At 44.2% G+C, this 25,216-nt stretch carries 27 protein-coding genes; 19 read left to right on the top strand and 8 right to left on the bottom strand.

The window, feature by feature from the left end:
- Positions 1-57: 57 nt before the first annotated feature.
- The 3 genes from NOM90_RS02375 (at position 58) to NOM90_RS02365 (ending at position 3,375) form a co-directional block, all read left to right on the top strand.
- Positions 58-1,491 carry an NAD-dependent succinate-semialdehyde dehydrogenase gene (locus tag NOM90_RS02375; RefSeq protein ID WP_255939697.1) on the top strand — a complete coding sequence of 478 codons (1,434 nt, stop codon included), beginning with the start codon at positions 58-60 and terminating at the stop codon, positions 1,489-1,491.
- Between the two features lie 29 nt (positions 1,492-1,520).
- Positions 1,521-1,787 carry a hypothetical protein gene (locus NOM90_RS02370; protein ID WP_255939695.1) on the top strand — a complete coding sequence of 89 codons (267 nt, stop codon included), beginning with the start codon at positions 1,521-1,523 and terminating at the stop codon, positions 1,785-1,787.
- Between the two features lie 391 nt (positions 1,788-2,178).
- Complete coding sequence (locus tag NOM90_RS02365; RefSeq protein ID WP_255939693.1) at positions 2,179-3,375, top strand: DUF418 domain-containing protein; 1,197 nt, start codon at positions 2,179-2,181, stop codon at positions 3,373-3,375.
- Positions 3,376-3,472: 97 nt separating this feature from the next.
- On the opposite strand, the gene NOM90_RS02360 is transcribed toward NOM90_RS02365, so the two are convergent.
- Positions 3,473-4,024, bottom strand: coding sequence for a helix-turn-helix domain-containing protein (locus NOM90_RS02360; RefSeq protein ID WP_255939692.1), 552 nt, complete (start codon positions 4,022-4,024; stop codon positions 3,473-3,475).
- A gap of 27 nt (positions 4,025-4,051) precedes the next feature.
- Positions 4,052-4,468, bottom strand: a complete 417-nt coding sequence (locus tag NOM90_RS02355; RefSeq protein WP_255939691.1) for a hypothetical protein — start codon at positions 4,466-4,468, stop codon at positions 4,052-4,054.
- 213 nt (positions 4,469-4,681) lie between these two features.
- Here NOM90_RS02355 and NOM90_RS02350 point away from each other — a divergent pair, with 213 nt between their 5' ends.
- From NOM90_RS02350 to NOM90_RS02335, 4 genes are all read left to right on the top strand, one after another.
- Positions 4,682-5,281: a DUF3238 domain-containing protein gene (locus tag NOM90_RS02350; protein ID WP_255939690.1), complete on the top strand. Its 600-nt coding sequence runs from the start codon at positions 4,682-4,684 to the stop codon at positions 5,279-5,281.
- 348 nt (positions 5,282-5,629) lie between these two features.
- The gene (locus NOM90_RS02345) at positions 5,630-6,418 is read left to right on the top strand and encodes an SDR family oxidoreductase (RefSeq protein WP_255939689.1); all 789 of its coding nucleotides are present in this window, start codon (positions 5,630-5,632) and stop codon (positions 6,416-6,418) included.
- A 224-nt stretch (positions 6,419-6,642) separates the two neighbouring features.
- Positions 6,643-7,542 (top strand): oxidoreductase, encoded by a 900-nt coding sequence (locus tag NOM90_RS02340; protein WP_255939688.1) that lies wholly within the window; start codon positions 6,643-6,645, stop codon positions 7,540-7,542.
- Position 7,543: 1 nt separating this feature from the next.
- Positions 7,544-8,449, top strand: coding sequence for a helix-turn-helix domain-containing protein (locus NOM90_RS02335; RefSeq protein WP_255939687.1), 906 nt, complete (start codon positions 7,544-7,546; stop codon positions 8,447-8,449).
- A 96-nt stretch (positions 8,450-8,545) separates the two neighbouring features.
- On the opposite strand, the gene NOM90_RS02330 is transcribed toward NOM90_RS02335, so the two are convergent.
- Positions 8,546-9,007 carry a hypothetical protein gene (locus NOM90_RS02330; protein ID WP_255939686.1) on the bottom strand — a complete coding sequence of 154 codons (462 nt, stop codon included), beginning with the start codon at positions 9,005-9,007 and terminating at the stop codon, positions 8,546-8,548.
- A gap of 192 nt (positions 9,008-9,199) precedes the next feature.
- Here NOM90_RS02330 and NOM90_RS02325 point away from each other — a divergent pair, with 192 nt between their 5' ends.
- The 6 genes from NOM90_RS02325 (at position 9,200) to NOM90_RS02300 (ending at position 15,365) form a co-directional block, all read left to right on the top strand.
- Positions 9,200-10,702 (top strand): MDR family MFS transporter, encoded by a 1,503-nt coding sequence (locus tag NOM90_RS02325; protein WP_255939684.1) that lies wholly within the window; start codon positions 9,200-9,202, stop codon positions 10,700-10,702.
- 274 nt (positions 10,703-10,976) lie between these two features.
- Positions 10,977-12,320, top strand: coding sequence for a HEAT repeat domain-containing protein (locus NOM90_RS02320; RefSeq protein ID WP_255939682.1), 1,344 nt, complete (start codon positions 10,977-10,979; stop codon positions 12,318-12,320).
- A 70-nt stretch (positions 12,321-12,390) separates the two neighbouring features.
- Positions 12,391-12,648, top strand: coding sequence for a hypothetical protein (locus NOM90_RS02315; protein WP_255939681.1), 258 nt, complete (start codon positions 12,391-12,393; stop codon positions 12,646-12,648).
- Between the two features lie 187 nt (positions 12,649-12,835).
- A complete protein-coding gene (locus NOM90_RS02310) occupies positions 12,836-13,873 on the top strand; it encodes an SPFH domain-containing protein (protein WP_255939680.1) in 1,038 nt (345 codons plus the stop codon).
- A 38-nt stretch (positions 13,874-13,911) separates the two neighbouring features.
- Complete coding sequence (locus NOM90_RS02305) at positions 13,912-14,880, top strand: NAD(+)/NADH kinase (protein WP_255940514.1); 969 nt, start codon at positions 13,912-13,914, stop codon at positions 14,878-14,880.
- Positions 14,881-15,065: 185 nt separating this feature from the next.
- Positions 15,066-15,365 carry a hypothetical protein gene (locus NOM90_RS02300; protein ID WP_255939679.1) on the top strand — a complete coding sequence of 100 codons (300 nt, stop codon included), beginning with the start codon at positions 15,066-15,068 and terminating at the stop codon, positions 15,363-15,365.
- A 65-nt stretch (positions 15,366-15,430) separates the two neighbouring features.
- On the opposite strand, the gene NOM90_RS02295 is transcribed toward NOM90_RS02300, so the two are convergent.
- Positions 15,431-16,282 carry an aldo/keto reductase gene (locus NOM90_RS02295; RefSeq protein WP_255939677.1) on the bottom strand — a complete coding sequence of 284 codons (852 nt, stop codon included), beginning with the start codon at positions 16,280-16,282 and terminating at the stop codon, positions 15,431-15,433.
- A gap of 142 nt (positions 16,283-16,424) precedes the next feature.
- Here NOM90_RS02295 and NOM90_RS02290 point away from each other — a divergent pair, with 142 nt between their 5' ends.
- On the top strand, positions 16,425-16,874 hold the full coding sequence (locus tag NOM90_RS02290; protein WP_255939675.1) for a MerR family transcriptional regulator: 450 nt from the start codon (positions 16,425-16,427) through the stop codon (positions 16,872-16,874).
- Positions 16,875-16,893: 19 nt separating this feature from the next.
- Positions 16,894-17,781 carry a fumarylacetoacetate hydrolase family protein gene (locus NOM90_RS02285; RefSeq protein WP_255939673.1) on the top strand — a complete coding sequence of 296 codons (888 nt, stop codon included), beginning with the start codon at positions 16,894-16,896 and terminating at the stop codon, positions 17,779-17,781.
- A gap of 414 nt (positions 17,782-18,195) precedes the next feature.
- On the opposite strand, the gene NOM90_RS02280 is transcribed toward NOM90_RS02285, so the two are convergent.
- Complete coding sequence (locus NOM90_RS02280) at positions 18,196-19,752, bottom strand: ABC-F family ATP-binding cassette domain-containing protein (protein WP_255939672.1); 1,557 nt, start codon at positions 19,750-19,752, stop codon at positions 18,196-18,198.
- Positions 19,753-19,885: 133 nt separating this feature from the next.
- On the opposite strand from NOM90_RS02280, the gene NOM90_RS02275 reads away from it, so the two are divergent.
- The gene (locus tag NOM90_RS02275) at positions 19,886-21,241 is read left to right on the top strand and encodes an SMI1/KNR4 family protein (protein WP_255939671.1); all 1,356 of its coding nucleotides are present in this window, start codon (positions 19,886-19,888) and stop codon (positions 21,239-21,241) included.
- A complete protein-coding gene (locus NOM90_RS02270) occupies positions 21,238-21,465 on the top strand; it encodes a YuzB family protein (protein WP_255939670.1) in 228 nt (75 codons plus the stop codon). Before NOM90_RS02275 ends, NOM90_RS02270 begins: the two co-directional genes overlap by 4 nt.
- A gap of 66 nt (positions 21,466-21,531) precedes the next feature.
- Here the strand turns inward: NOM90_RS02270 and msrB are convergent, their stop codons facing one another.
- Genes msrB through NOM90_RS02255 form a run of 3 tightly spaced genes read right to left on the bottom strand, consistent with a single transcriptional unit; the run spans position 21,532 to position 24,093 of the window.
- The gene (gene msrB, locus NOM90_RS02265; protein WP_255939669.1) at positions 21,532-22,764 is read right to left on the bottom strand and encodes a peptide-methionine (R)-S-oxide reductase MsrB; all 1,233 of its coding nucleotides are present in this window, start codon (positions 22,762-22,764) and stop codon (positions 21,532-21,534) included.
- Positions 22,765-22,808: 44 nt separating this feature from the next.
- Positions 22,809-23,348 (bottom strand): redoxin family protein, encoded by a 540-nt coding sequence (locus tag NOM90_RS02260; protein ID WP_370866552.1) that lies wholly within the window; start codon positions 23,346-23,348, stop codon positions 22,809-22,811.
- 31 nt (positions 23,349-23,379) lie between these two features.
- Entirely contained in the window at positions 23,380-24,093 is a 714-nt protein-coding gene (locus tag NOM90_RS02255) for a cytochrome c biogenesis CcdA family protein (RefSeq protein ID WP_255939668.1), read from the bottom strand.
- Between the two features lie 239 nt (positions 24,094-24,332).
- Here NOM90_RS02255 and NOM90_RS02250 point away from each other — a divergent pair, with 239 nt between their 5' ends.
- Together NOM90_RS02250 and NOM90_RS02245 are read left to right on the top strand one after the other, a co-directional pair.
- Positions 24,333-24,644: a YtxH domain-containing protein gene (locus NOM90_RS02250; RefSeq protein ID WP_255939667.1), complete on the top strand. Its 312-nt coding sequence runs from the start codon at positions 24,333-24,335 to the stop codon at positions 24,642-24,644.
- An 86-nt stretch (positions 24,645-24,730) separates the two neighbouring features.
- A complete protein-coding gene (locus tag NOM90_RS02245) occupies positions 24,731-25,174 on the top strand; it encodes a DUF7878 domain-containing protein (RefSeq protein WP_255939666.1) in 444 nt (147 codons plus the stop codon).
- The last annotated feature ends 42 nt before the right edge of the window (positions 25,175-25,216 follow it).

Raw genomic sequence — 25,216 nt, 5'->3', positions numbered from 1 at the left:
TAGGTGACTTGTCGCCATAGAATCATTTGCGATAGCGCATGGAAGGATGGATGAGTCATGAATCAAGAAGGTCGATTGTTAATCGGAGACACATGGAAAAACACATCCGAAAAGATTGAAGTCCGCAATCCGGCGAATGGAGAACTTGTCGGCAACGTGGCAAAAGCAACGAAAGAAGACGCCAAAGCGGCTGTGGATGCCGCATATGATGCTTTTCCAGCTTGGTCGGCGCTTGCTGCCATGCAGCGGAGCGAACTATTGACCAAGTGGTATCAGTTGATCGCGGAGCACCGAGAAGAGCTTGCCAAAATCATGACGCTTGAGCAAGGCAAACCGCTTGCCGAAGCAGCAGGCGAGATCGATTATGCGAATAGCTTTATCCAATGGTATGCCGAAGAAGGAAAGCGGGTCTACGGAGAGACGATTCCGGCTTCATCTTCGGAAAAACGAATCTGGGTGACCAAGCAACCGGTTGGCGTAGCCGCTCTAATCACACCGTGGAATTTCCCGGCTTCGATGATTACGCGTAAAGCCGCTCCAGCATTGGCAGCGGGTTGTACCGTTGTGATAAAGCCTTCGGAAGAAACGCCGTTTACCGCGCTGCGATTGGTCGAACTCGCGCAAGAAGCCGGAATTCCGGCTGGCGTGATCAATATCGTGACAGGCGTTCCAAGCGAGATCGGCGGCGTATGGCAAGAAGATGCTCGCGTGCGCAAATTGTCCTTCACGGGATCGACGAAAATCGGTAAAGAGCTGATGAAAGGCGCCGCTGACACGATGAAAAAAGTATCGCTCGAACTTGGCGGACATGCTCCGTTTATCGTGACCGAACATGCCGATCTACAAAAAGCGGTCGAAGGCATGATCTCGTCTAAATTCCGTAACGGCGGTCAGACTTGCGTCTGCACCAACCGGATTTACGTACATGAAAGTATCGCCGAGTCCTTTTCGAAGCTTGCCGCGGAAAAAGTATCTGAGCTTAAAGTCGGCAACGGTCTGGACGAAGGCGTAGAGATCGGCCCGCTGATTAATAAAGCCGCCGTGGATAAAGTATTGGCGCAGATCGAAGACGCAGTTGGCAAAGGCGCCAAAGTCCTTGTCGGAGGTTCGCGCGTCGAAGGACTTCCTAACGGTCATTTCGTAGAGCCGACCTTAATCACGAACGTCACCGACGATATGGTTTGTATGAACGAGGAAACTTTCGGGCCTTTGGCTCCGGTTACGACATTCCAAACGGTGGATGAAGCGATTGAACGCGCGAATCACAGCCCTTACGGACTTGCCGCTTATGTGTTCACTGAAAAGATCACCGAAGCGATCCAAATCGCGGAACGTCTACAATTCGGCATCGTCGGATTGAACGATCCTTTGCCTTCTACCGCTCAGGCTCCTTTTGGCGGATTTAAAGAAAGCGGCTTAGGCAGAGAAGGCGGACATTATGGGATCGAGGAATACTTGGAGGTTAAGTATATTTCTTTGGGCTTGATGTGAGTGTGTGGGGGAAGTAAGGAGACTTCGAGGTGAATTCGTTTCGGTCGCTTGTTGAAATTGGAAAAGAGATTGAAGTTTTTATTTGGTTTTTTCCAATTTCAAAGGCGAACGCTAACTCTCCTGCACTGAATTCACCTCTTCGTCTCCTTACTTCCAGTTACGGTGGGTGTTGTAAAAATTTAAAGCCACTCTCTTATTGGGGAGTGGCTTTTTTATCTTGTTCTTTTTTGTATGTATACAAAAAACGAAGCTTCAAAGAACTTAAAGAACTTAAAGAACTTAAAGAACTTAAATAAACCCAAGACTGGTAATTGCCGCTTCCCAAAAAGGAAGCGGCTATCCTGTCCCCAAAACGCTACTTGCGCGTGCGAACAAAGCGGAGAGAGAAATTCAGTGGAGGAATGGAATGTTCGCCTTTGAAATCGAGAAAAACCTAATCCAAGTTTAATCAAATTTTCTTGATTTCAACAAGCGACCGAAACGAATTTCTCTCGTAGCGCCTCCCCGCCACACCCCTACCTCAAAAGCAGCCAAGTAGCGTCCCCTCACTTCGTAACAAACTTGTCACTCAATTGTATTTTCCAAAGGAAGAGTTGCTCGCTTGCCGCGGCTAGAATAAGAACAGGATTTCTACATACTGATATAGACCGCTTAAAGGTCTTGGACAAAGAAAGGTCTGATTTTCGCATGAGTCACGAAACTACATTACCGCTGCGCGTAAAAGCGGCAAAAGGAACGCCAGAAGGACGGATTCACGTTCTGGATCAACTTCGGGGGATCGCTTTATTTGCTATTTTTCTATGCAATTTAACGCATCTGACAGGCGCTTCGCTTAACGAAACAGATAAAATCGGCGTATTTTTGTGGAACGCGATCGATGTCTTATTCGGGAATAGCGCCCGTCCGTTATTTTCTTTTATGTTCGGAATCAGTATGATGCTGATCTTTGATGCTTCGGTGCGTAAAGGACGACGTCCGTATCCGATGCTTCTGCGTCGTATGTGCATGTTGCTACTGTTCGGCGCGCTGCATGTTTTCGCGGTATGGAACGGCGATATTTTGTTCATGTATGCGCTCGATGGATTTTTGCTGTTGCTCTTTCTATGGATGCCGAGATGGCTACTGTTGATTGCGGGCGTCGTATTATTTGTCGTGACTTCTTACGAAATTCAGAGCGCCATGAGTCCACAGATGACCGAATGGTTACAGCTTTTATCTCCTTCTTCACTTATTTATAGCGGAGTATTGCGTTTGCCTAATCCCGATCTGTTTTTCTCCAATCCTTATTTGTCTACAGCATTTGGAGAGTTGATCTTGGCGGTTGAGCATTTGACCTTTTTCTTATTCGGTATGTATGCGTATCGAAGCGGATTGTTTACACGGTTGCCGAAACATCCGATTTGGGCATCTACGATCGGAATTATTCTTTTGCTGGCAGGTTGGCTTGGTAAATATTTGTATAGCAGCCCGATGAATAATGTATGGATTTCTTCATTTCATCCTGTCGCTTGCTTTGCCGTTACGATTGGAGCGGTATTGGTGGTCATTGGACTTGCCGGTCATGGACATGCACGCGTACTCGAGCCTTTCCGAGCTGTGGGGCGGATGGCGTTCACCAATTATCTGATGCAATCTCTTATATTCGTATCGTTGTTCAAAGAACCTGGAGAAGGCATTTTTGCTTCGATCGGTCTTATCGGAAGTCTGTCGATGACGATTGTCGTGCCGATTGGGATTGCTTTTTTCATTCTACAGATGATTGTCAGTCATTATTGGCTTCGTTATTTCTTGTATGGACCTTTCGAGTGGTTATGGCGTGCCGGAACAAATCTGGAGCTTCCTCCATTTAGAAAAAAGCAAGTTGTTACGGAAACCGGGCAGTGAAAAATACAATCTCGAATATCTAATGTATATAAAAAGTCGCGTGAGCCGAAAACATTTCGGTCCACGCGACTTTTTGTGTACAGCAAATAGAGACTATTTAGATCGGTTCGACATTCCGCTCAGTCTCGGTATAAACGGCAATAAGCACGACTGCAGGAGTATCGCCATCGTTCCAAACCCGATGCGGCACGGAAGCATTCCAACTGAACGTGTCGCCTTCATACAAAGTAAACTGATCTTCGCCTTGTTTTGCAGTGACCGATCCGCTGACAATCATATGGATTTCTTCACCTTCATGGGCATGAGGTTCATCCCCGGAAGCTGATCCAGGTGCAAGTTCAATCAATGTCATACGTAGATGAGGCGTACGCCCCACGTGAGCAAGATTGATCTGCGGTTTTCCGCCGGAGAGCTGTTGCCGTTCGCTTTTGCGAATCACTTCCATGCGTTCTTCTTTTTTGAGCAGTAAATACGCGACCGATACATCGAGTGCTATCGCGATTTGTTCGAGTGTAGCGATAGAAGGCGAAGTTTTATCGTTTTCGACTTGGCTCATAAACCCTTGCGACAAGCCGGTTGCCGCGCAGATCGCAGCGATCGTGATTCCTTTGCGTTTACGTATGGCGCGGATATTGGAGCCGAGTTCCATCGTCATCGCTCCTTTCGTGCCCTTATCCTAATTAGCAGATTTGTAAAAGCTGCCTAATTTCATATATTGAATGATTCGATATCCGACTCCAAAAACTATACCTGAAGATAAATAGAAAAAATAAAAAACCTGTGCTTCTGAAGAAAAAGGGCTAACACCACCCCAAATGAGCAATACTAAAAGTGTAGGTACAAAGAAAATCATTACACAAACTAATGGATAGAGAAATATTTTAGAACTTTTGAATATTTTATCTACTAAGTAAACCATTCCGATATACAAAGGGCATGCAACAAGAAGAAAACCTAAAAGAGTTGTGAATAAAACAAATCCAAAGTCTGATTTGAGCGATTGACCAAAAATCAATTGCAAGGAATAAATGTAACTTAAAAAGCCAGAAGAATAAGATAGTAAACTAAGTAGAATTATGGCTCCTTTAAACACTGTGTTACCTCCTAAAGACCTTATAAATTACAAGTTAATTATATCATGCTTAATAATATTATCATATTTTTAAAAAGTACTTGTAATTATGCTTTTTATTTCTCCTTTAAAGATACAAGAGGAATTTTATAAAAATCTTTTAGACTAGGAGATGAGTCTAAAAGATGCATCTTCATAAAGTTTCTTTTGAAAACTTATTAGGAGGCCAATAATATGGCATTTAGCGTTGCACTTAAACTTCAAACTTTTATTGTAGAACCCGTTGTTTTTGGAGTACCTACTGGTAATGCGATTGTCTATTACAGTGGTGATAACCGAGGGTTTTCTACTTCTGAAAATGCTAGTTACCGTACTAAACAATATTTGACTTTTAATTTTGATAACAATGGAGCTTCATGGCAAGGATTTACTGACACGGGTCAGACTCATCGTTCTGTAGTTCGACCGGGAGATGCTATTATTTGGAGTGATACTCTGAAACAAAATCCCAATACAATTACTCATTCTTTAGTAGCTTCTAGTTCAAAAATGACGGGAGCCGCTGATGACCGTATTCAAATAAAATGTATTTGTGATTCGCGAAATCCTTTTGAGCCTTTTGCTCCTGCAATCAATTACACGTTCACAGTTACTGTTTATAAAAATGGTGTTGTTTCTATTAACGGTACTCAAGATGGCTTTCCTTCCTACGAAGCTTACGTCCGATTAAATAGTGGTTCTTGGAAGACTCTTCATCAGTTTAGTCAACAGACTATTGCTAGTCTCGCTCCACCAGAAGAAATTAACGTAAATAAAACTTTAAATCTTTTCTGAATTTTTTTAAAAGTCTCTTATTTAAAAGTGGCTTGAAATAAAAAAATGAATGGAGATACGTCTGAATGTTTAAAGTCTAATTAATATTCCGTGCTGTTGATAAAGAGGTCCAAAAGGAAAAATCCTTTAAACCTCTTTATCAATTTACAATTCAGCTTATTAAGAGAAAGAAAATGAATATTGTGAAATATAAAATGCTATTCAAATAATAAACCGGGTTATACATAAGATTGGTTTCGAATCGAGTTTGCCGTTTTATATGTAGAAAGAATGCTAAAAACACGGAACAAAGAGCAGCTCATTTAATGTAGGACAAAAATTAAAAGAATCATGAAGGAGGCATCACAAATGGATTTAGGCTTAAAAGGAAAATCGGTGTTTGTTGCGGCAGCGAGTAAAGGGTTAGGGCGTGCGTCGGCACTCGAATTTGCTAGAGAAGGCGCGAATGTCACCATCTCCAGTCGAAGCGAAAAAAGTTTAGCAGAAGCTAAAGCTTATATTGCGGAGCATACGGGCGTCGAAGTCTTTACGGTGACGATGGATGTAGGCAAAGAAGACGAGGTACGCGATGCAATCGCAAAGTCAGCTGAAAAGTTCGGCGGATTAGACGTCTTGGTCTGCAATGCGGGTGGTCCAAAAGGCGGTCATTTCGCGGATATGTCAGATGAAGATTGGCAACATGCGTATGAGTTGAATCTGCTGGGTACGATTCGTCTGATTCGAGAAGCATTGCCGTATATGCGCCAAGCTTTAGGCGGTCGTATCGTCAATCTGACTTCGACTTCGATCAAGCAGCCGATCGACGGATTAATTTTATCGAATGTGTTCCGAGCTGGTGTATATGCACTGACGAAATCATTAGCAACTGAGCTTGCGCCGGATCACATCTTAATTAACACAGTCGCACCCGGACGGATCGAAACGGATCGGATTTTGGAACTGGATGCTGCGCAAGCCGAGAAATCGGGACGTACAGAAGAAGAAGTGCGTAAAGAAAATGAACGTGCGATTCCTTTAGGACGTCTCGGTCAGCCTGACGAGTTTGGGAAAATTGTAGCCTTCTACGGTTCCTTCGCTAATACGTATATAACAGGGCAAGCCTTGCTAGTCGACGGGGGCGCGGTTAAAAGTCTTTGATTCATCTACATTAACCTACAAGATGGACACTTTAAGAAAAGTCCTCTTGTAGGTTTTTTTTGCGTAGTTTAAATGATTGATTTAGAGAGTACCGGGATTCGGATAAGTCTACAGAGGATGCGTATATATACCAAACTTTGGATTGATCGTATGATGAGGTTAACAAAAGCAGACGTACTGAACATATATATTCAATCCAAAGGTGAGAAGGGCAGGAGAAGGCGATGAGTAAACGACAATGGGATGGAGCGGAGATAGCAGATCAACAAGGAAGAGTGATGATCGTAACCGGTTCTTCAAGCGGAATCGGAAAAGAAGCGGTAAAAGTCATTTCATCCAAACGTGCAAAAGTCATAATGGCTGTACGTAATGTTGATAAAGGAAAAGAAGCAGCAATCGAAATCAAAAAAGAATTTCCGCAAGCGAATATTGATGTTCGAAAATTAGACGTAGCGGATTTAGATTCGGTTAAAGCTTTTGCCCATTCATTTTTAGAAGATTACGACTACTTGGATATTTTGATTAACAACGCGGGTATTATGTATACGCCTTATTCCCAAACCGCCGATGGATTCGAAAATCAATTGGGCACTAATCATTTAGGGCATTTTGCGCTAACCGGTTTACTGATGCCTGCACTGAAAAAAACAGCCCGCTCCAGAATCGTCGTCCTTTCAAGTTCGGCTCATATGATGGGCAAGATCAATTTTGACGATTTGAATTGGGAAAAAAGAAAATACAGCACGAATCAAGCTTATGCCGATAGCAAGTTAGCGAATCTTTATTTTACTTATGAGCTTGTGCGCAAATTGAATTCAGAAGGCGGCCATCCTAAAGTCGTAGCTGCCCATCCCGGAATCGCGGCGACAGATTTACAAAGACATAGCGCGTTTTTGAGAGGCATCACTAAATTGATTTCGCAACATGCGAGTATGGGGGCTTTGCCTACGCTTAGGGCGGCTTTTGATGAAGAAGCGAAATCAGGCGATTTTTACGGGCCTTCAGGAATGATGAATATCAAAGGCTACCCAATCGTGCATCCGTCCAGCAAATCTTCTCATGATGAAAAAAACGCCAAACAATTGTGGAACCGTTCAGAAGAAATGACAGGAGTCATATTTTGAGATGAACGAAATCATTAGAATTGACTCCATATCTATGCTGCATGAGCTTTTGGGATATGAAAAACCTAAACATCCGCTAATCACTTGTATCGAATTAAATAAGTTTAAACCGGATCAGACGTATAACAATATTCAGTTTGTAAACGCTTTTTATACGATTTCTTTGAAAAAGGGTACGAATTTTAATATGCAATACGGACGACGCTCTTATGACTTTAACGAAGGCAGCATGATTTTTATGGCACCGGAACAGCGGCTTGTGGTAGACTTTGATCCTCATTATGAAGCTACAGAAGGTTGGATGTTGTGTTTTCACCCGGACTTGATTCGCAAAAGTTCGCTGGGCAGCAAAATGGACGAATATTCGTTCTTCTCCTATTCCCTTCATGAAGCGCTTCATTTATCTGAAAAAGAAAAAGCTGTAGTGACGCAAATCGTGCAAATCCTCACCGAAGAATTTAATCAAAATATCGATATCTATTCTTTGGACTTAATCATCTCCAATCTTGAACTACTGCTCAATTATGCCCAACGCTTTTACGGCAGGCAATTTATTACTCGAAAAACGGCTAATCATGATGTCGTGGATCGCTTCGAAAAATTGGTAAAAGACAGTTTTACGGTGCAGCGTTTACAAGAAACCGGGATTCCCAGTGTCAAGGAACTCGCTAAAGAGATGGGTTATTCCACGAACTACTTAAGTGATTTGTTAAAAAAAGAAACCGGCAAAAATACACAAGAGCATATTCATTATCAGATTACCGACCTTGCCAAAAATCTGCTCTCTGGAACTTCAGAGCCGATCTCCACGATTGCTTATCATCTAGGGTTCGAATATCCGGCTAACTTCTCTAAGTTTTTTAAATCAAGAACAGGGATGTCGCCGAATCAGTTTAGAAAATATTAAATGTAGTATAATCGTTTGCAAAAAGCCTTCAATCTTTAAAAGGTACCGGATGGGATACTCTTTAAAGATTGAAGGCTTTTTTGTTTTTTGGATGATTTACGAGAACGCCAGACCGATAAAAATTAATAATACTAAAGCGCTGATTACAATCATCGATAAAGCGCTAAACCAAATGCCTGCAATGGCAAGTTTGGCTCCGCGAGAACTGCGTACGGCTATAATCGATAAAATGATACCTACTACAGCGGTAAAAGGTGTAAGTAGAAGTAGGATAAGCAGCATGGCACCTAGATCGCTGCTACTATTTGAATCGGGTACCCAAAAGATAAGCATTAAAATTTGCAGAGGAACCGCAAAACTGAATAGTCCAAGGATAAACCCCGTCATTGCCATCCCGAAGCGATCAGGACGCGGCGGAGCAAAACGCTGTTGATGATAAGGATCTGGATAAGGAGGATTGTTGTAAGGATTTTGTCTATCATACTCATCAGAACTAAGAGGGGAAGAAGAACGTTTCGCAGATTCGGCTCTTTCTTGTTCCCAATCGAATTGACCCAAAAATAAAACTCCTTTCGCAATAGGTGGCTGAGTTGCTTCTGGATTTATTATACAACATAAGTAGGGGAAAGGAAGTTTAAATTCATTTGAATTGGGTTATGGCTAATTAGACATAAAAGATTCTTGACAATGACCCACTGGTCATTTACGATTTAAACAAATTAAAGTACGTAAAGGTTGGGTGAAAAAGTCATGAATCAAGTCAATACAAAATGGATTGTAGCAGGGTTACTGCTCAGCATTTTGATGGCGGCGATGGATAATACCATTGTTGCTACTGCGATGGGAACGATTGTTGCAGATCTGGGCGGACTGGATCAATTTGTCTGGGTAACATCCGCTTATATGGTCGCGACGATGGCAGGGATGCCGATCTTCGGTAAATTGTCCGATATGTACGGACGCAAACGCTTTTTCGTTTTTGGTTTAATTGTATTTTTGATCGGTTCTGCGCTTTGCGGATTAGCGCAAACGATGACGCAGCTTAGCTTGTTCCGCGCGATTCAAGGAATCGGTGGCGGTGCGTTGATGCCGATTGCATTCACGATCATTTTTGATACGTTTCCACCGGAAAAACGCGGTAAAATGACAGGATTGCTTGGCGCGGTATTCGGTATTTCAAGTGTACTCGGTCCTCTGCTTGGTGCATATATTACCGAAGGTATCGGTTGGCACTGGGTATTTTATGTGAACGTTCCGATCGGGATTGTCGCATTGATCTTGATCATGACTTTCTACAAAGAATCAGCTGTACATCGCAAACAACAGATCGATTGGATCGGTGCGATCACGCTGGTCACTTCCATCGTGGCTTTGATGTTTGCATTAGAGCTTGGTGGGTCGGATGGTTATGGATGGAATTCAGTACCGATTTTATCCTTATTTGCAGCGTTTGCTGTCTTTTTTATCGCTTTCGTATTTGCGGAGCGCAAAGCGGCAGATCCGATTTTGCCTTTTTGGTTGTTTAAACGTCGGTTGTTCGCTTCGGCGCAAGTCTTGGCTTTTTTGTACGGAGCGACTTTTATTATTCTGACAGTGTATATTCCGTTGTTTGTTCAAGCTGTCTACGGCGGATCGGCAACCAACGCAGGTTTAATTTTAACTCCAATGATGCTTGGTTCTGTAGCGGGTAGCGGCATCGGCGGTGTATTTCAAGCGAAAGTTCCGTTCCGTCGCCTGATGACGATCTCGGTCATTTCATTTTTCGCCGGAATGGCATTACTTGCGTTTATGTCACCGGATACGTCTCGTGTGCTGCTGACCATCTATATGGTTCTTGCCGGATTCGGTGTCGGATTCTCGTTCTCCATGCTGCCAACCGCTTCGATTCATAATTTGGAGCCGCAGTATCGAGGAACAGCCAATTCAACGAATTCGTTTTTGCGTTCGTTCGGTATGACGTTAGGCATTACGATCTTCGGCGCGATCCAAAGTAGTGTTTTGGCAAGTCGTCTCAAAGACGCTTTCGCAGGGCAAGAAAATGCAGCTTCTGGATTTGCGGGCGGTGATCTTCGTAGCGTGTTCCAATCGGATGTTCGCGCGCAGATTCCACCGGATATTTTGACGAAAATCGTGAATGCTATGTCGGATTCGATTACTTCGATGTTCTTGTTTGCCTTGATTCCGATTGCGCTTGCAGCCGTCGCGATTGCTTTTATGGGCAATGCCAAAGCAGGTTCGGGAGAATCGCATTAAGTCGTTTTATCTGTTTTAAATAGAAAAAAAGCGGTTCCCTTCGATAAACGAAGCGGAAGCCGCTTTTTTGTATGCAAACGTATTATAAAAATCAGTAAAATAGGTAATTTGGAATTTTGCACAAAACTCTCCAACCCGTTACAATCAAGCACAGTAGTAAAAAATTTCTTGTTTATGATTACAAATTGAAATTATAACATAGACGTTAATTGAAAAATGAATACAAAAGGCTGATGCTTGCAGCTCGGCTTTATTTTTCGAGGAGGAACATGACGTGAATAAGCAAGCGCAATTGGAGCGAATACTTTGGAAATTAAAGATGGCAACAAAGCGTGATCCGAATTTTAAGGAATTTGGTGCCAAGCGGCATCGCTACGAAAGCTATCTACCGTTGGAACAAGAACAAATCGAAATATTCGAAGCTCAAACCCAAGTCACTTTGCCCCAAGAATTTGCCGAATTTTTAAAAGGTGTCGGGAACGGCGGAGCGGGGCCTTATCACGGAATACGTGAATTGGATTTAGAGAGTTCGCCGGAACTTTTGCAACAAGATTGTTTGTTGAGCCCGAAGATGACACGAAAGCATTGGCAAGCTCTGATTGCTTACTCTCAAGATCACAAACTTGAACTTTACGGCGGAATGCTCGGAATCGGATCAATGGGCTGGACTTTTGAAATGATGCTTGTCTTAAATGGACCTTATCGCGGGCGCGTCGTCTATATCGATCATAATGAGCAAATTCCTTTTTTTACATACGAGGCTAATTTTCTGGAATGGTACGAACGTTGGTTGGATGAAGTGATTGGCGGCTACGATCTTGGATGGTTTGCGACAAAGCCTGCGGGCGATGATATGGTCTTGATCGATTTGTATTTAAGTAGCTTGGAAGAACAAGTGAAGGTCAGTGCAATTCAAGGCATGTACAAGCTGCCCAAGCTCAAAACAGAAACGTTATCTTTTTTGTTCGAGCAATGTACCGATTCTTCGAAAATAGTTCGGAATGCAGCTATAGAAATTTTGGCGCAAAAAAACTATGAGCAAGCGATTCCTTTTTTGCGGCAAGCCCTATCTGGTCCATTGATCGAAGAACGGTTGAACGCGGCTCGCCAAATCGATATGTATGGCGAACCGGGAGGCGGCGAGTTAACCTCTTTAATTCAACAAAAGTTGATGCAAGAAGAAGACCCGGAGCTTTTTTGTCAACTGATTCGAATCTTGGAGCGTGGATCTGCTAATCCGTTAAATGCCTTGATTCCTTTCTTTACGCATCCTGATCCTGAACTGCGCCGAGAAGCCATCTTCCACGCAGGGCGGCTGCCAGGTAAAGAAGTCTATGCGACGCAGTTGGGTGAGGCTTTAGATGATACGAATCAGATTGTGCAAGAAACAGCGGTGTGTGCGTTAGAAGGAGTGCCTTTACCGTCTTTGCTAGCCAAGTATGGGAAACTTATCGCTTTGCCTTCATCCGGTGTCACTCTTCGCAAAGCGGTTTTGAGTAGACTTAGCGAATATGGCAAACAAGCGTACAGCTTTTTGGAACAAGCATCTACGGATTCCGATGCAGAGATTCGGGAAGAAGCCAGACATTTATTGCGGCAATATCAAATGATGTTGTAGAATCGCAATATTCGTGTAAATGAGGTGAAAAACCATAATTCGATGGATTAAAAACATAGATAGGAAAAAGATGGACAGATGGCATATTATCACGCTGGTCTTTTTTGTTTTGGGTTTTCTTGTACTCGGTTATATTGGTGGAGATTTGCAATTAGTTAGCTATTCGACAGGATTATTATTACTTGGAGCTGTTTATATCCCTAATCTGCTCGCAAATATTGCCATCTATATTCAGGCAGATCCGCAAGAGAAAAACGGTTATCGTATTCAGCTCATTTTGGCGGCGGTGTTTTATACGTTTGTTTTGTTCTGGCGGTTATCGCATTAAATTAATGACGTGAAAATATAGAATAGAAAATCGATCTAAGCTTTGTCCTCAATTAGGATAAAGCTTTTTTTAATTTGTTCGTAACTTTTTGTAAATATCATATTGATAATATCGATTTATTATGCTATTGTGTTGTTAAAGTCGAAACGACAATAACAAATCAAATAACGAAAGCGGGGAACTTCTTATGTTCGGATTCCGATTTGCTAAATTTCAACCGAGTGAATATGTCATGAAAATCAAAAACGGTAAAGTCGTCAAAGAAGGCGTCGGTCTTGCTTTTCACTACTATGCACCTACGACGTCGGTAGTGGTTGTTCCGGTATCTTCGATCGATGTTCCATTTATGTTCGATGAAATGACAAGCGATTATCAGAAAATTACGGTACAAGGACAATTAATTTATCGAATCGCCGAGTATCGCCGTATGACCGAAGTCTTGAATTACACGTATGATCTGAAAAGACACCGGTACCTCTCGGATGATCCGGCGCTGCTTAGTCAACGTGTCGTCAATATTGTCAAAGTACGTATCAAACGTGGGCTTGCTCGGATGCCGCTGCGGGAAGCGATTCAAGCTAGCGAAACTCTGGCTCAAAATATGCGCCGAGAACTTGCAGGCGATGAAGAATTGGCGGCACTCGGCGTTGAACTGATGGGACTGTCGATTCTAGCTATTTTGCCAAATAAAGATACGATGCGGGCACTCGAAGCCAAAGCTCGGGAAGAAATTTTACAAGATGCGGATGAAGCGTTATATCGTCGCCGAAATGCTTCGATTCAGCAAGAACGCCAAGTGAAAGAAAATGAATTGAATACCGAAATCGCGGTCGAAACGAAAAAGCGCCAAATCCGCGAAACTCAATTGAATGCTGAACAAGCCGTGAAGCAAAAGCGGCATGAAATGGAGCAAGAACAGCTCAGCTTTGACATCGGAATGGAAGAACGCAGACAAGACCTGATCGGCTTGGAAACAACGAATCGGAAAACAGCTGCCGATGCGAAAGCCTACGAGTTGACAGCCGTTATGAAATCGCTGGAAAGTGTAAATCCGAATGTGCTGCAAGCGATGACGAATATGGATATGAAGCCGGATAAATTGATCGCGATCGCATTCCAGGAAATTGCCGGCAATGCCGAGAAGATCGGTCAACTCAATATTTCGCCGGATCTGCTGCAAAGCTTGATGAGCGGAGAGGCTACGAGAGGGGCGGCTCAGCGATGAGTTTTTTCGGAAAAAAAGAAAGTCATCGACAAGGACAGATGTCTGCAGGTACAAGGGAAGCCGGAGCACCGGAAACAGAAGCGAAGATCGTGCTCGTGAAGCGCCGGACGCGCCTGGAAGAGTTGGTGGTGCGATACAATACGATTCAGCAAGCGCAATTTTATGTTGAGCGTCTAGGCGCGGACTTTGGAGATTATTTGGTAGAAGACCAAGTATACCGCGAAGCCCTTGTTCAGGCGACAGAATATCTTAGCGTGATTGGACGTGTCCAGCAAGTGGACCGAGAGCATGTGTCGAACTTTATTTTTGGGGCGAAAGATATAGTCGTCGTCCTAGGACAAGACGGTCTAGTGGCAAATACGCTCAAATATGCGGGACAACAGCCGTTAATCGGAGTGAATCCTGATCCCAAACGGTGGGATGGAGCACTTCTACCTTTTACGACAAGGGAGTTACCGGCTGTAGTACGCGATCTGATGCAAAATAAGCGTCCGCTCAAAGAAGTCAGATTGGCTCAAGCTCAGTTAAACGACGGGCAGACGTTATACGCGGTGAATGATTTGTTTATCGGGCGACGTACGCATGTATCGGCAAGATATGAGCTCCGAATCAACGAGCATGCGGAGCAGCAATCGTCGAGCGGAATTATCGTATCGACAGGAATGGGTTCGACAGGATGGCTACGCAGCGTATTGGCAGGCGCGGCAGGGATTGCTTCGAGTGCAGCGGGGCAATCGTCAAGAGGAGCTTTGGCGCCTGATCCTTCGTTTGGCTGGGATTCGCCTTATCTGTATTATAGTGTGCGCGAACCTTATCCGAGCCGCACCACGTCGGCGAATCTAGTCTTCGGGAAAATCGACGAACGTCAGCCGCTGCGGATCATTTCGCAAATGCCGGAAAGCGGCGTGATCTTTAGCGATGGCGTAGAAAATGATTATTTGGAGTTCGGGTCGGGAGTGGAAGCTTCGATTAGTTTGGCGGAGCGAAGAGGTTTATTGGCAGTGTAAGTTGTTAAGTTCTCAAACTCTCTTACCAGGAGAGTTTTTTATTTTTTGATGTGGGTAATAGAAGGTACTCCTTCATTAGAAGAGCAGAATCGAGAAAGAAATCATAAACAAGATCATAAGAGATAAAGTGATAAAGAACTCGACAAAAGAACGTATGTTCGATATACTGAGAGGAGACCTTGTACATGGAGATGCATAATATGAACAATGAATTTCTGAAGGACCTCCACGAGTTAGAACGTAATGACGAGGATCGTTCCAAGTTGTTGATGAAAGGCTTGAAGAAGACGCTAGATGAGCGGAAGTCGGCGAATCGGTTGGAGCGTTGGTTTCAACGCAAGCGCAAAAAGAAAGTCGAAGCTTGGCATTCTGATTTTCAGCCGACCGAGTCAGAGTCTATCGAATCGAATGAATCCACTCCGCAGCCGAATCGTGAGAGTACGTCCAAATATCGGGAAAATTCTTACGAGACCAGAACCGAATAAGCGCTTTGCGCCTAAATAGTAAAAGCATCCGTCTGCATGAAGCAGCGCGGATGCTTATTTTTTGTTTATAATTCGACAGTTAGCGTGCCTAACATTTTCACGAATTTCGGATCGTGTACAGACATGAATAGTGTCTGATTTCGGTCTAACGCTGCGATTTGCTCCAGTTCTGCGGCGCTTAGTTCGAAGTCGAAAATATCGAAGTTTTCAATAATCCGTTCTTTGTTCACAGATTTCGGAATCGCGACGATCTTGCGCTCTATCAACCAACGCAAAATGACTTGTGCTACCGATTTTTGATGAGAATCGGCTATTTTTTGAAGAACTTCGTTCTCGAACATCCCATTCAATCCTTCGGCAAAAGGAGCCCAAGATTGATGTTGTACGCCTTGTTCAGACATAAAGGCGGCACTCTCGTTTTGGTGATAAAACGGATGCGTCTCAATCTGATTCACCGCCGGAACAATCTGATTATGCACGATCAGATCCATTAATCGATCCGGCGTAAAGTTGCTGACACCAATCGCTCTGATTTTGCCTTCCAGATGAAGTTCTTCCATTGCGCGCCAAGCCCCGTAATAATCGCCGAATGGCTGGTGAACAAGATACAGATCCAAATAATCCAATTGCAACTTAGCCAAAGATTTGGCAAACGCGAGTTTCGTACTTTCATGACCGGCATCTTGAATCCATACTTTCGTCGTAATAAACAATTCTTCGCGAGGAATTCCGCTACGCTTGATCGCACGACCTACAGCTTCTTCGTTCATATAGCCCGCTGCCGTATCGATCAGACGATACCCGGCTTGTAGGGCTTCGTATACGGCATCTTCGCATTGCTGAGGGTCCGGAATTTGGTACACGCCGAAGCCAAGAAGCGGCATTTGAATTCCATTATTTAACGTAACGGTTGACATGATAAAACCTCCTAGTGATAGATGAGCGATTCGATCTTTTGGATGTTATTGTCGATCGATTTGCTATACACTAAGCGTAAGACCTTCGTGTAACACGAAGGCAAGCGCTTTTTTGATTTTTTTGAAAAAAGGAAGTGAAATCATGTACACAGTCAAAGAAGCTTCTTCGATCACAGGGCTTACGGAACATGCGATTCGTTTTTATACCGACAAAGGATTAGTGCCTACTATAAAGAGAAACGAACATAATGTGCGTCTGTTCGATGAAATGTCGATTAATTGGTTGCACGGCGTTCGTTGCTTGAAACAATCGGGGATGCCGATCGAATCGATCAAAAGGTATATTGATTTGTGTCTGCAAGGAGAAGCGACGCTATTTGAGCGTAGCGAGATCATGCGACAACACGGAGAATTTGCACGTGCTCAATTGGAAGAAGCGAAGCGTCATGTGAGGCATTTAGAAGAAAAAGTGAAGCTCTACGAAGAAATCTCCGCAGGACGTCAGCCAGATACGATGAACCCGGGGAATTGGGAAGAGATGCAAGTTATGCACGGAGATGTGTTTTATAAGGCGACTTCACCAACAACTTAAACTAAAAAGGAGCGATTTCATGAAGTTTGCGAATATTCAGCATGAAGGAAAATCGACCGTTGCAATCGTTGAAGAAGACAACTATGTACGTTTGGACGAGTTACAACCGTGGTTAGGCGAAGAGAAGCTCCCAATCAGCACAGATCAATTGCTGCAATCGCCACAAATCGTTGAGAAGATTTTAGCGTTATGGCAGAAGCTAGACGTAGAACGTTCAAAGCTTGCATGGAGTTCCCTAGAGAATGTGAATTGGCTTCCTTCCGTATTGAATCCGGGCAAACTCATTTGTATCGGATTAAATTACAAAAAGCACGCAGAAGAGACGAACATGCCATTGCCCAAGCAACCCGTCGTATTCAGCAAATTTTCCGATTCCGTCGCGGCTCATCACGGTTCTATCCCGTATCCCAAACAATCGAAGCAATTGGATTACGAAGCGGAACTTGCGATTGTAATCGGGCGCACGGCATCTAACGTAAGCGAAGCCGAAGCTTTAGATTATGTATTTGGCTACAGCTGTGCCAATGATCTATCTGCGCGTGATCTACAAATGCTCTCCGGGCAATGGCTGCTTGGCAAAACGGGAGAAGGCTTTGCGCCGATCGGGCCTTATCTAGTCACCGCAGATGAAGTTCCCGATCCCAATCATCTACATATTTCTGCTCAAATCAATGGCAAAACCGTTCAAAATTCCAATACATCCGATATGATCTTCTCTTGCCGAGAAATCATCGCCTATGTATCTAAGCACTTCACACTACGCCCCGGCGATGTAATCCTGACAGGCACACCCGAAGGCGTAATCCTCGGTCAACCCGAAAATCAGCGCGTATGGCTACGTCCCGGTGACGAAATGAAGATTTCTATCGAAGGGTTAGGAACTTTGACGAATATCGTAGGTAAATGAGATGTCTTTTTATAGATTCGATAGGGTAAAAAGACTCCTAATCATAAGGAGTCTTTAAAGTGTTGATAAAAACTAACGTAACTGGGAAGCGAGGAGACGGAGAGAGAAATTCAGTGTAGGTTAAGCATTTCGCAGAAATGCACTTCGGAAGCATATGCTGGGAATGTTCGCCTTTGTGATGCAAATTCTCCAAAAGATAACTGTCGAATTTGCATCGCTACTCGGGAAAATACCAATAAAAATCTAATCACTTTTCCCGAGTTCAACAAGCGACCTAAAGGCTTTCGAAGAAAGACACATCGTAAGCATACGCTAACGAATTTCTCTCGCAGTATCCTCGCTTCCCCTCACCAGCCCAACAAAAAAAGGCTCCTGACAAGAAGGAGCCTTTCCTATATCCATAATCAGAACTGTTTAAAATACTTTCGTCGTCCACGATTCGCAGTTCCAAGTCTCCGTCACGATATCGCGATAGAATTCAGGTTCGTGAGAAATCATAAGAATCGTACCTTTGTAAGCTTGCAGCGCACGCTTCAATTCGTCTTTCGCATCAACGTCCAAGTGGTTCGTCGGCTCGTCGAGTACGAGAATATTCGTTTCGCGGTTGATCAGTTTGCAAAGACGGACTTTCGCTTTTTCGCCGCCGCTGAGCACCGTGATTTTGCTTTCGATATGCTTAGTCGTCAGACCGCATTTGGCAAGTGCCGCGCGAACTTCGAATTGGCTAAGCGAAGGGAACTCGTTCCAAATTTCTTCGATACACGTGTTGGAACCGTCGCCTTTCATTTCTTGTTCGAAATAGCCGATCTGCTGGTGTTCGCCGCGCTCAACCGTACCGGAAATCGCTTGAATCTCGCCGAGGATACTACGCAGCAGCGTCGTTTTACCGATACCGTTCGCGCCGACAAGAGCGATTTTTTGCCCGCGTTCCATTTTGAGGTCGAGAGGACGCGATAGCGGTTCGTTATAACCGATGACTAGATTTTTCGTTTCGAAAATCAGCTTGCCTGCGGTACGTCCTACTTTGAAGTTGAATTGCGGCTTCGGACGTTCTTGCGCAAGTTCGATGACGTCCATCTTATCCAGCTTTTTCTGACGTGACATCGCCATATTCCGTGTTGCCACGCTGGCTTTGTTCCGTGCTACGAAGTCTTTAAGCTGCGAAATTTCTTGTTGTTGACGTTTGAACGCCGACTCCAATTGTTGCTTTTTCATCGCGTAGACTTCTTGGAAATAATCGTAATCGCCCACGTAACGGTTCAATTCTTGATTTTCCATATGGTAGATGATATTCACGACGCTATTCAAGAACGGAATATCGTGAGAGATCAAGATAAACGCATTTTCGTATTCTTGCAGATAGCGCGTCAACCAGTTGATATGCACTTCGTCCAGATAGTTGGTAGGCTCATCGAGGAGAAGGATATCCGGTTTTTCAAGCAGAAGCTTGGTGAGCAGGACTTTGGTACGTTGTCCGCCGGACAGATCGTTTACGTCTTTATCCAGACCGACATCCGTCAGACCCAGACCGCGAGCGGTCTCGTCGATTTTGGCATCGATCAGGTAAAAGTCTTGCGCGGTGAGCGTGTCTTGAATCGTACCCACTTGCTCCAGCAATTCTTCTAATTCTTCAGGCGTCACTTCGCCCATACGACCGTACATATCGTTCATTTCTTGTTCCATATCGAGCAAGTATTGGAAAGCGCCTTTGAGCACATCGCGGATCGTTTGCCCTTTTTCCAATACGGCATGTTGATCGAGGTAACCGACGCGAACGCGTTTCGACCATTCGACTTTGCCTTCGTCCGGTTGGAGCTTGCCTGTTACGATATTCATAAACGTCGATTTGCCTTCGCCATTGGCGCCGATCAGACCGATATGTTCGCCTTTTAGCAAACGGAAAGAAACATCTTTAAAAATAGCCCGGTCGCCGAAGCCGTGGCTGAGTCGTTCTACATTTAGTATACTCATTAATGAAAGACACCTTTTTCTGTTAGATTTCGATTAAAACTTTTTCCGTTTTATTATAAAAGGTAATAGCTCACAACTCAATGAAAACCTGAAAAACAATGGAAAGTTTTCATGTGAAAAGGAGAGGGAGAGCATGGAACCATCGCAATCGGACAGACATCAACAAGACGCTTTACCTTTTGCCAAATACGCCAAGCAAATTGAACGTATTCGCCAAAAGATCCCGCAAGTTATCGAAACGCCGGGAGCAGAGCATGTATTTGGAGCCAGCAGCCATCACTATCAACTACATGCACCAATCACTATGACTGAACTGAACGATTTGGAAAAAGATTGGGGAGTTAAGCTGCCGGAAGCTTTCGCTGCTTTTATAACGCTTGTAGGCAACGGCGGCGCAGGGCCTTATTATGGCATATACAACGTGCAGCAGATGAAGCCAGATCGTACTGGAATCGGTATACCTTCTGTGTTGAAAGTCAATTTGGAGACTCAAGATTGGCAATCGGAGAATGATTTTGCGCTTATAGACGAAGATTTGGACGATGAAGCCTATGAAGAAGCTGCAGCCAATCTTTTAAGCGGTACGGTCGAGATCGGAACGATGGGATCCAGCTATGAGATTCTATTGATTGTAAGCGGTGAACATGAAGGTCGGATTCTGTATTGGGATAGTGAATTCTATCGTCCTTTTTTCACTTACGAAAATCATTTCCTGGATTGGTATGAACGTTGGTTGGACGAGATTATTGCCGGATTTAAAATTCATTGGTTTGGCACGACGCTTGGTGGAAGCCAGCAACAATTAACCGAACTTGCAAGGCTGCCAGAAAAAGCCGGAATTCGTGCTCAAGCGTTAAAAGCTTTGCTGCGTTTCCCTTATTTGCATGATACCGCGATACAAGTTGCGAATCATGGTCTGCAAGATGCGGCGGAGCAGGTGCGTTACTGGGCATTGACGCTGCTTGCCGCACATGCTCCGCATCTGGCTGATCCAAGATTGATACAAGGGTTGCGAAGTCGGCAGACGATAGAACGGCGCCATGCGGCACAGTTAATTTGTTGGTACCGTAAAAAGGACGTGACTTTGTTCGTAGAAGAGATTCAGCCGTTGATTGCACGCGAAACCGACCCGGAAACGTTCCGGTTTCTCGGCTATATTCTCGACAGCGCCGAAGTAGATCCGCTTCCTGTCATGTTGCCTGCTTTTCAAAATTCCAATAGGCAAATTCGTAACAGCGCAATCTGGGAAGCAGGTAAATCATCGCGAAAAGCAGATTATGTGGACGCTTTTATTCCGATTCTATGGGATGATTCCGAACCGAGCATACAAGTGACCGCACTTCAATCGCTCGGCGGCGTTACCGATCCAATCTTATTGCCGATCTACGAATATTTGCTTCAACGTTATCCCAATGACGAATATTCGATCCGAACCCATGTCGGTCATCGGCTCAAAGAGTTCAAATCGCGGAAGGAGAAACGAACATGAAAATCGAATTTTGCCAAAAAAACTTAGACCGTTTCTCGAAATCGGCTTACAAAGCGCTCAAAGGCGAATATGACGACGTTAAAGTGAAAAAGGACTCATGCCTCAAAGAATGCCGGTTGTGCCGGACAGAGCCTTTTGCGATGGTGAAAGGCGAAGTGGTGAAAGCAGAGACGCCGAAGAAGTTGGTGAAAAAGTTAGAGAAGCGCATTGCGAAAAACAAATAAAACTAAACCCTATAAAAAAGGAAAGACCCGGTTAGTTCGAGCCTTTCCTTTTTGTCATACCTTTATTTATTTCGCGACACTAATCAAATAGCCATATCCTTGCGCATCCATATCTGCCAGCGGTACGAATTTGATCGAAGCGCTGTTGATGCAGTACCGTTTGCCGCCGCGGTCGGCAGGGCCGTCATCGAAGACGTGACCGAGGTGAATATCGCCCGCGCGGCTGCGGACTTCGGTGCGAACCATATTGTAAGCTGTATCTTCGTCGTACGTTACGACGTCAGGCGTGATCGGCTTAACGAAACTTGGCCATCCGCATTGCGAATCGTATTTATCTTCGCTTGCGAACAGCGGCTCGCCAGTCGAGACGTCAACGTAGATGCCTTTTTCGTACGTATCCCAATATTCATTGGAATAAGGGTGTTCCGTATCTTGTTCGACTGCGACTTTATACTGAATATCCGTCAGCAACGTTTTCAATTCTTCAGCGCTGCGTTTTGGATAATCTGCAGGGTCAACGACGATTTTACCCGCAGCTTTAGTTGCCGCCGCTGATTTTTCTCCGGTCGAAGTAACGCCTGCTGCCGCAGCGTTATCCGTACCGTCAGCCGGGATTTCTTGTTCGTTCAAGATGCCCATATCGATATGGCAATAGCCGTTCGGATTTTTTTCCAAATAATCTTGGTGATATTCTTCCGCCATATAGAAGTTTTCCAGCGGCAATACTTCGGTTACGATCTTCTCGTTATAACGTTCTTGTTCTTTGGCAATCACCGAATCGATCACGGATTTTTCGCTTTCATCGGTATAAAAGACGCCGGAACGATACTGAATCCCGCGGTCATTGCCTTGTTTGTTCACGCTAGTCGGATCAACGACTTTGAAAAATTCTTTGAGTAACTTATCGAGCGGCACACGCTTTGGATCATAAGTGACTTCGACCGTTTCCGCGAAACCACGGTTACCTTTGATCACGTCTTCGTAAGTCGGATTTTCTCCTGTGCCGTTGGCATAACCGGATACCGCGTCTTGAACGCCATAAATCCGTGCCATATAAGCTTCGACGCCCCAGAAGCAACCGCCTGCAAGGTAGATCTTTTTGAGATCGGATTTGGAATAATCGACGTCTGCATTCGGGTTCGGAATACTCGCCGCTGTCACTGGGCCCGAAGATGAAGCGCCGGCGCCGGATACATTCATTCCGCCGAAGCTTGCGTTCGAACAAGCCGATATAAGCAAACTAAACATCATCACTGAAACGATAGAGAGCCAGGCAGTATGCCGGGTTCTTTTTTTCATAGACGCAACCTCCTGTAAAGTTAGAATTTATACGTTGTCACTATTTAAGGAATACTGTTAAAGTTCGTCGCGATCACGTCGTTGGCATTATGACCGGGAACCGTTTTGGCAAGACCGCCTTTAGAGTCCACGTAGAACGAGGTTGGATAAGCACGAACGCCTAATTGCTGCGCATACTTGCCATCTTGATCCAGCAGTACCGTCATATTTTTCTCATCCATGCCTGCGAACCATTTTTTGAAATCCGCTTCGGACTTTTCGCCTTTGAAATTCGGAGCCACAATCGTAATGACTTTGAAGTCGTTATCTTGCCCGGCAAGCGTATTTAATTCTTCCATCCCCGCGAGGCAGATCGAGCACCACGAAGCCCAATATTTGATATAGACTTTTTCGCCATTGAAATCTGCTAGTTTGACTTCTTTGCCGCTGAGGTCTTTCAGATCGAATTGCGGCGCTGGAGCAGCACTTGCTGTAGATGCGCCAGACGCCGAAGTTGCTGAATTATTTTGTCCGCAAGCCGACAGAAGCACTACCGCCGATACCAGCATTAACATCGAAAGCCATTTTGTTTTTCTTAATCGCAAATCGGTCATCTCCTTCATCATTCAAAAGTTCTTAAAATTGCAAAGCCGAAGTCAGTACCGCCAAGTTGTTCGTCATCAGCAAGATCCCCATCGCAATCAAAACAATGCCGGAAAAGACTTTGATCTTGCCCATATGTTTGTACAGGTTTTTGAGGCGGCGGAGCAGAAAGTCGGAGAAAATCGCGAGAATCAGAAAAGGAACCGCCATCCCGATCGTATAAATAAACATCATCCATACGCCATATCCTGCGGAACCGCCACCTGCCGCTACACCTAATACGGCTGCAAGTACAGGCCCTATGCACGGTGTCCAGCCGAAGCTAAACGTCAAACCGAGCAGGAACGCGCCCAGCCAACCTTTTTGCTTCGTTGAATCGTAGGTCAGACGTTTTTCTTTTTGCAAAAACATCAGATTCAGAACACCGGTCTGGTGAATCCCGAACAAAATGACCGCAATCCCGCACACGATCATAAACCAAGAGCTGTTAATTACTCCGCCCAGTGCTCCGGCACCAAAGCCAAGTAGCAAAAATACCATAGATAATCCGAGAATAAACAACAACGTTCGACCAATCAGCCTAGGATTAATCCGAAAACGGGAAGTCGATTCTTCACGAGGAAGACCCGCTTCCGATCCGCCAAGAAATGCGAAATATACAGGCAGCATCGGGAAGATGCAAGGCGAGAAAAAAGATAAAACGCCCGCAGCCAGCACACTTCCGATATACAAAGATTCAGCAGGCACTCAAGCGTCACCTCCGGTTATAAAATACAAGGTTCCAAACTTCCTCTACATCTATTGTACGCAAAATAATAGACTTTGGATTAGTTTTGAAGAAACTTTTCAATGGATTAACAGATATGCCTGCGACAAAAATCTGAAATTGCTTTCAAGAAGCGACAGCAAAAGCACGCAGAGTGGGTAATAGCTAAAAGAGAGCGATGTAGCAAGTCAACTTCAAAAGCTGAGAGGAGCCACACATCATGGCAAATTCAAATTCGGAAAATAATGCAATCATCGTCGGCGCGGTAGCCGGAGCTTTAATCGGAGCGGGTCTAGCTGTACTCGTTGCGGCACAAGAAGGAGCAACGCTGCGCGATAAATTTATGAATACCGTCGATCTGCTCAAAACGCAAGGTCAACGTCTCAAAGAACAAAGCGGCGATCTTCAAGCCAAAGGTCAAGAAATCAAAGGTCTGTTGAACGAGTCGATGGAAGTCGTAAAAGAATTCAAAGAAGAAGCAACTTCGGCGGCTTCGGATATCAAGCAGGAAGTTAAAAGCTTCAAATCGTAATTAATCAGAGCTGCGAAAAGGATAAATCCAGACTGTCCGCGAATATGCTTAGGCATAGCGGGCAGTTTTTTGCGTGAGGAGAGAACATGATGATTCATTTATCTAATGAAATTACGTTCAATTTTCGTTTGAATGCAAAACTCGATAAGAAGATGTTACAAAAGCAACCAAAAGGTAAAACGTTGCATGATGTAGACGGGAACTTTCAAATTTATATCAATCAACAGATTTATTTTGATGAGGAAGAGTTTCTTTTATTAGAGTTTGGAATACTGCTGAATGAATGGATTACCAAAATCGATCGCGGCGAAAAAATAGATTTCATTTATCATTCGATAGAAAATGAAGAGCCGATTATGGAGTTTCGTTATGTTGACAGTGGATGGGAAGTCGCTTCCGATTGGGGAAATTTCGAGAAACATATTTATCTTTCACATTCGATTTTGTTAAAAGCAATTCGAATTTTTCTAAACGAACTAAATAAAAGTCTAAAGAAGAATTATGAACTTCAATTGGATATGACTAGATAAGAAAATCAATTATAGAAAAAAGACCGTACATCCCAAGTCTCG

Origin of the sequence: Saccharibacillus sp. JS10, from assembly GCF_024436065.1 — a bacterium.
Taxonomy (GTDB): Bacteria; Bacillota; Bacilli; order Paenibacillales; family Paenibacillaceae; genus Saccharibacillus.
Note: the sequence above shows the minus strand (reverse complement) of the source record. Positions and strands in the feature narration are given on the sequence as shown.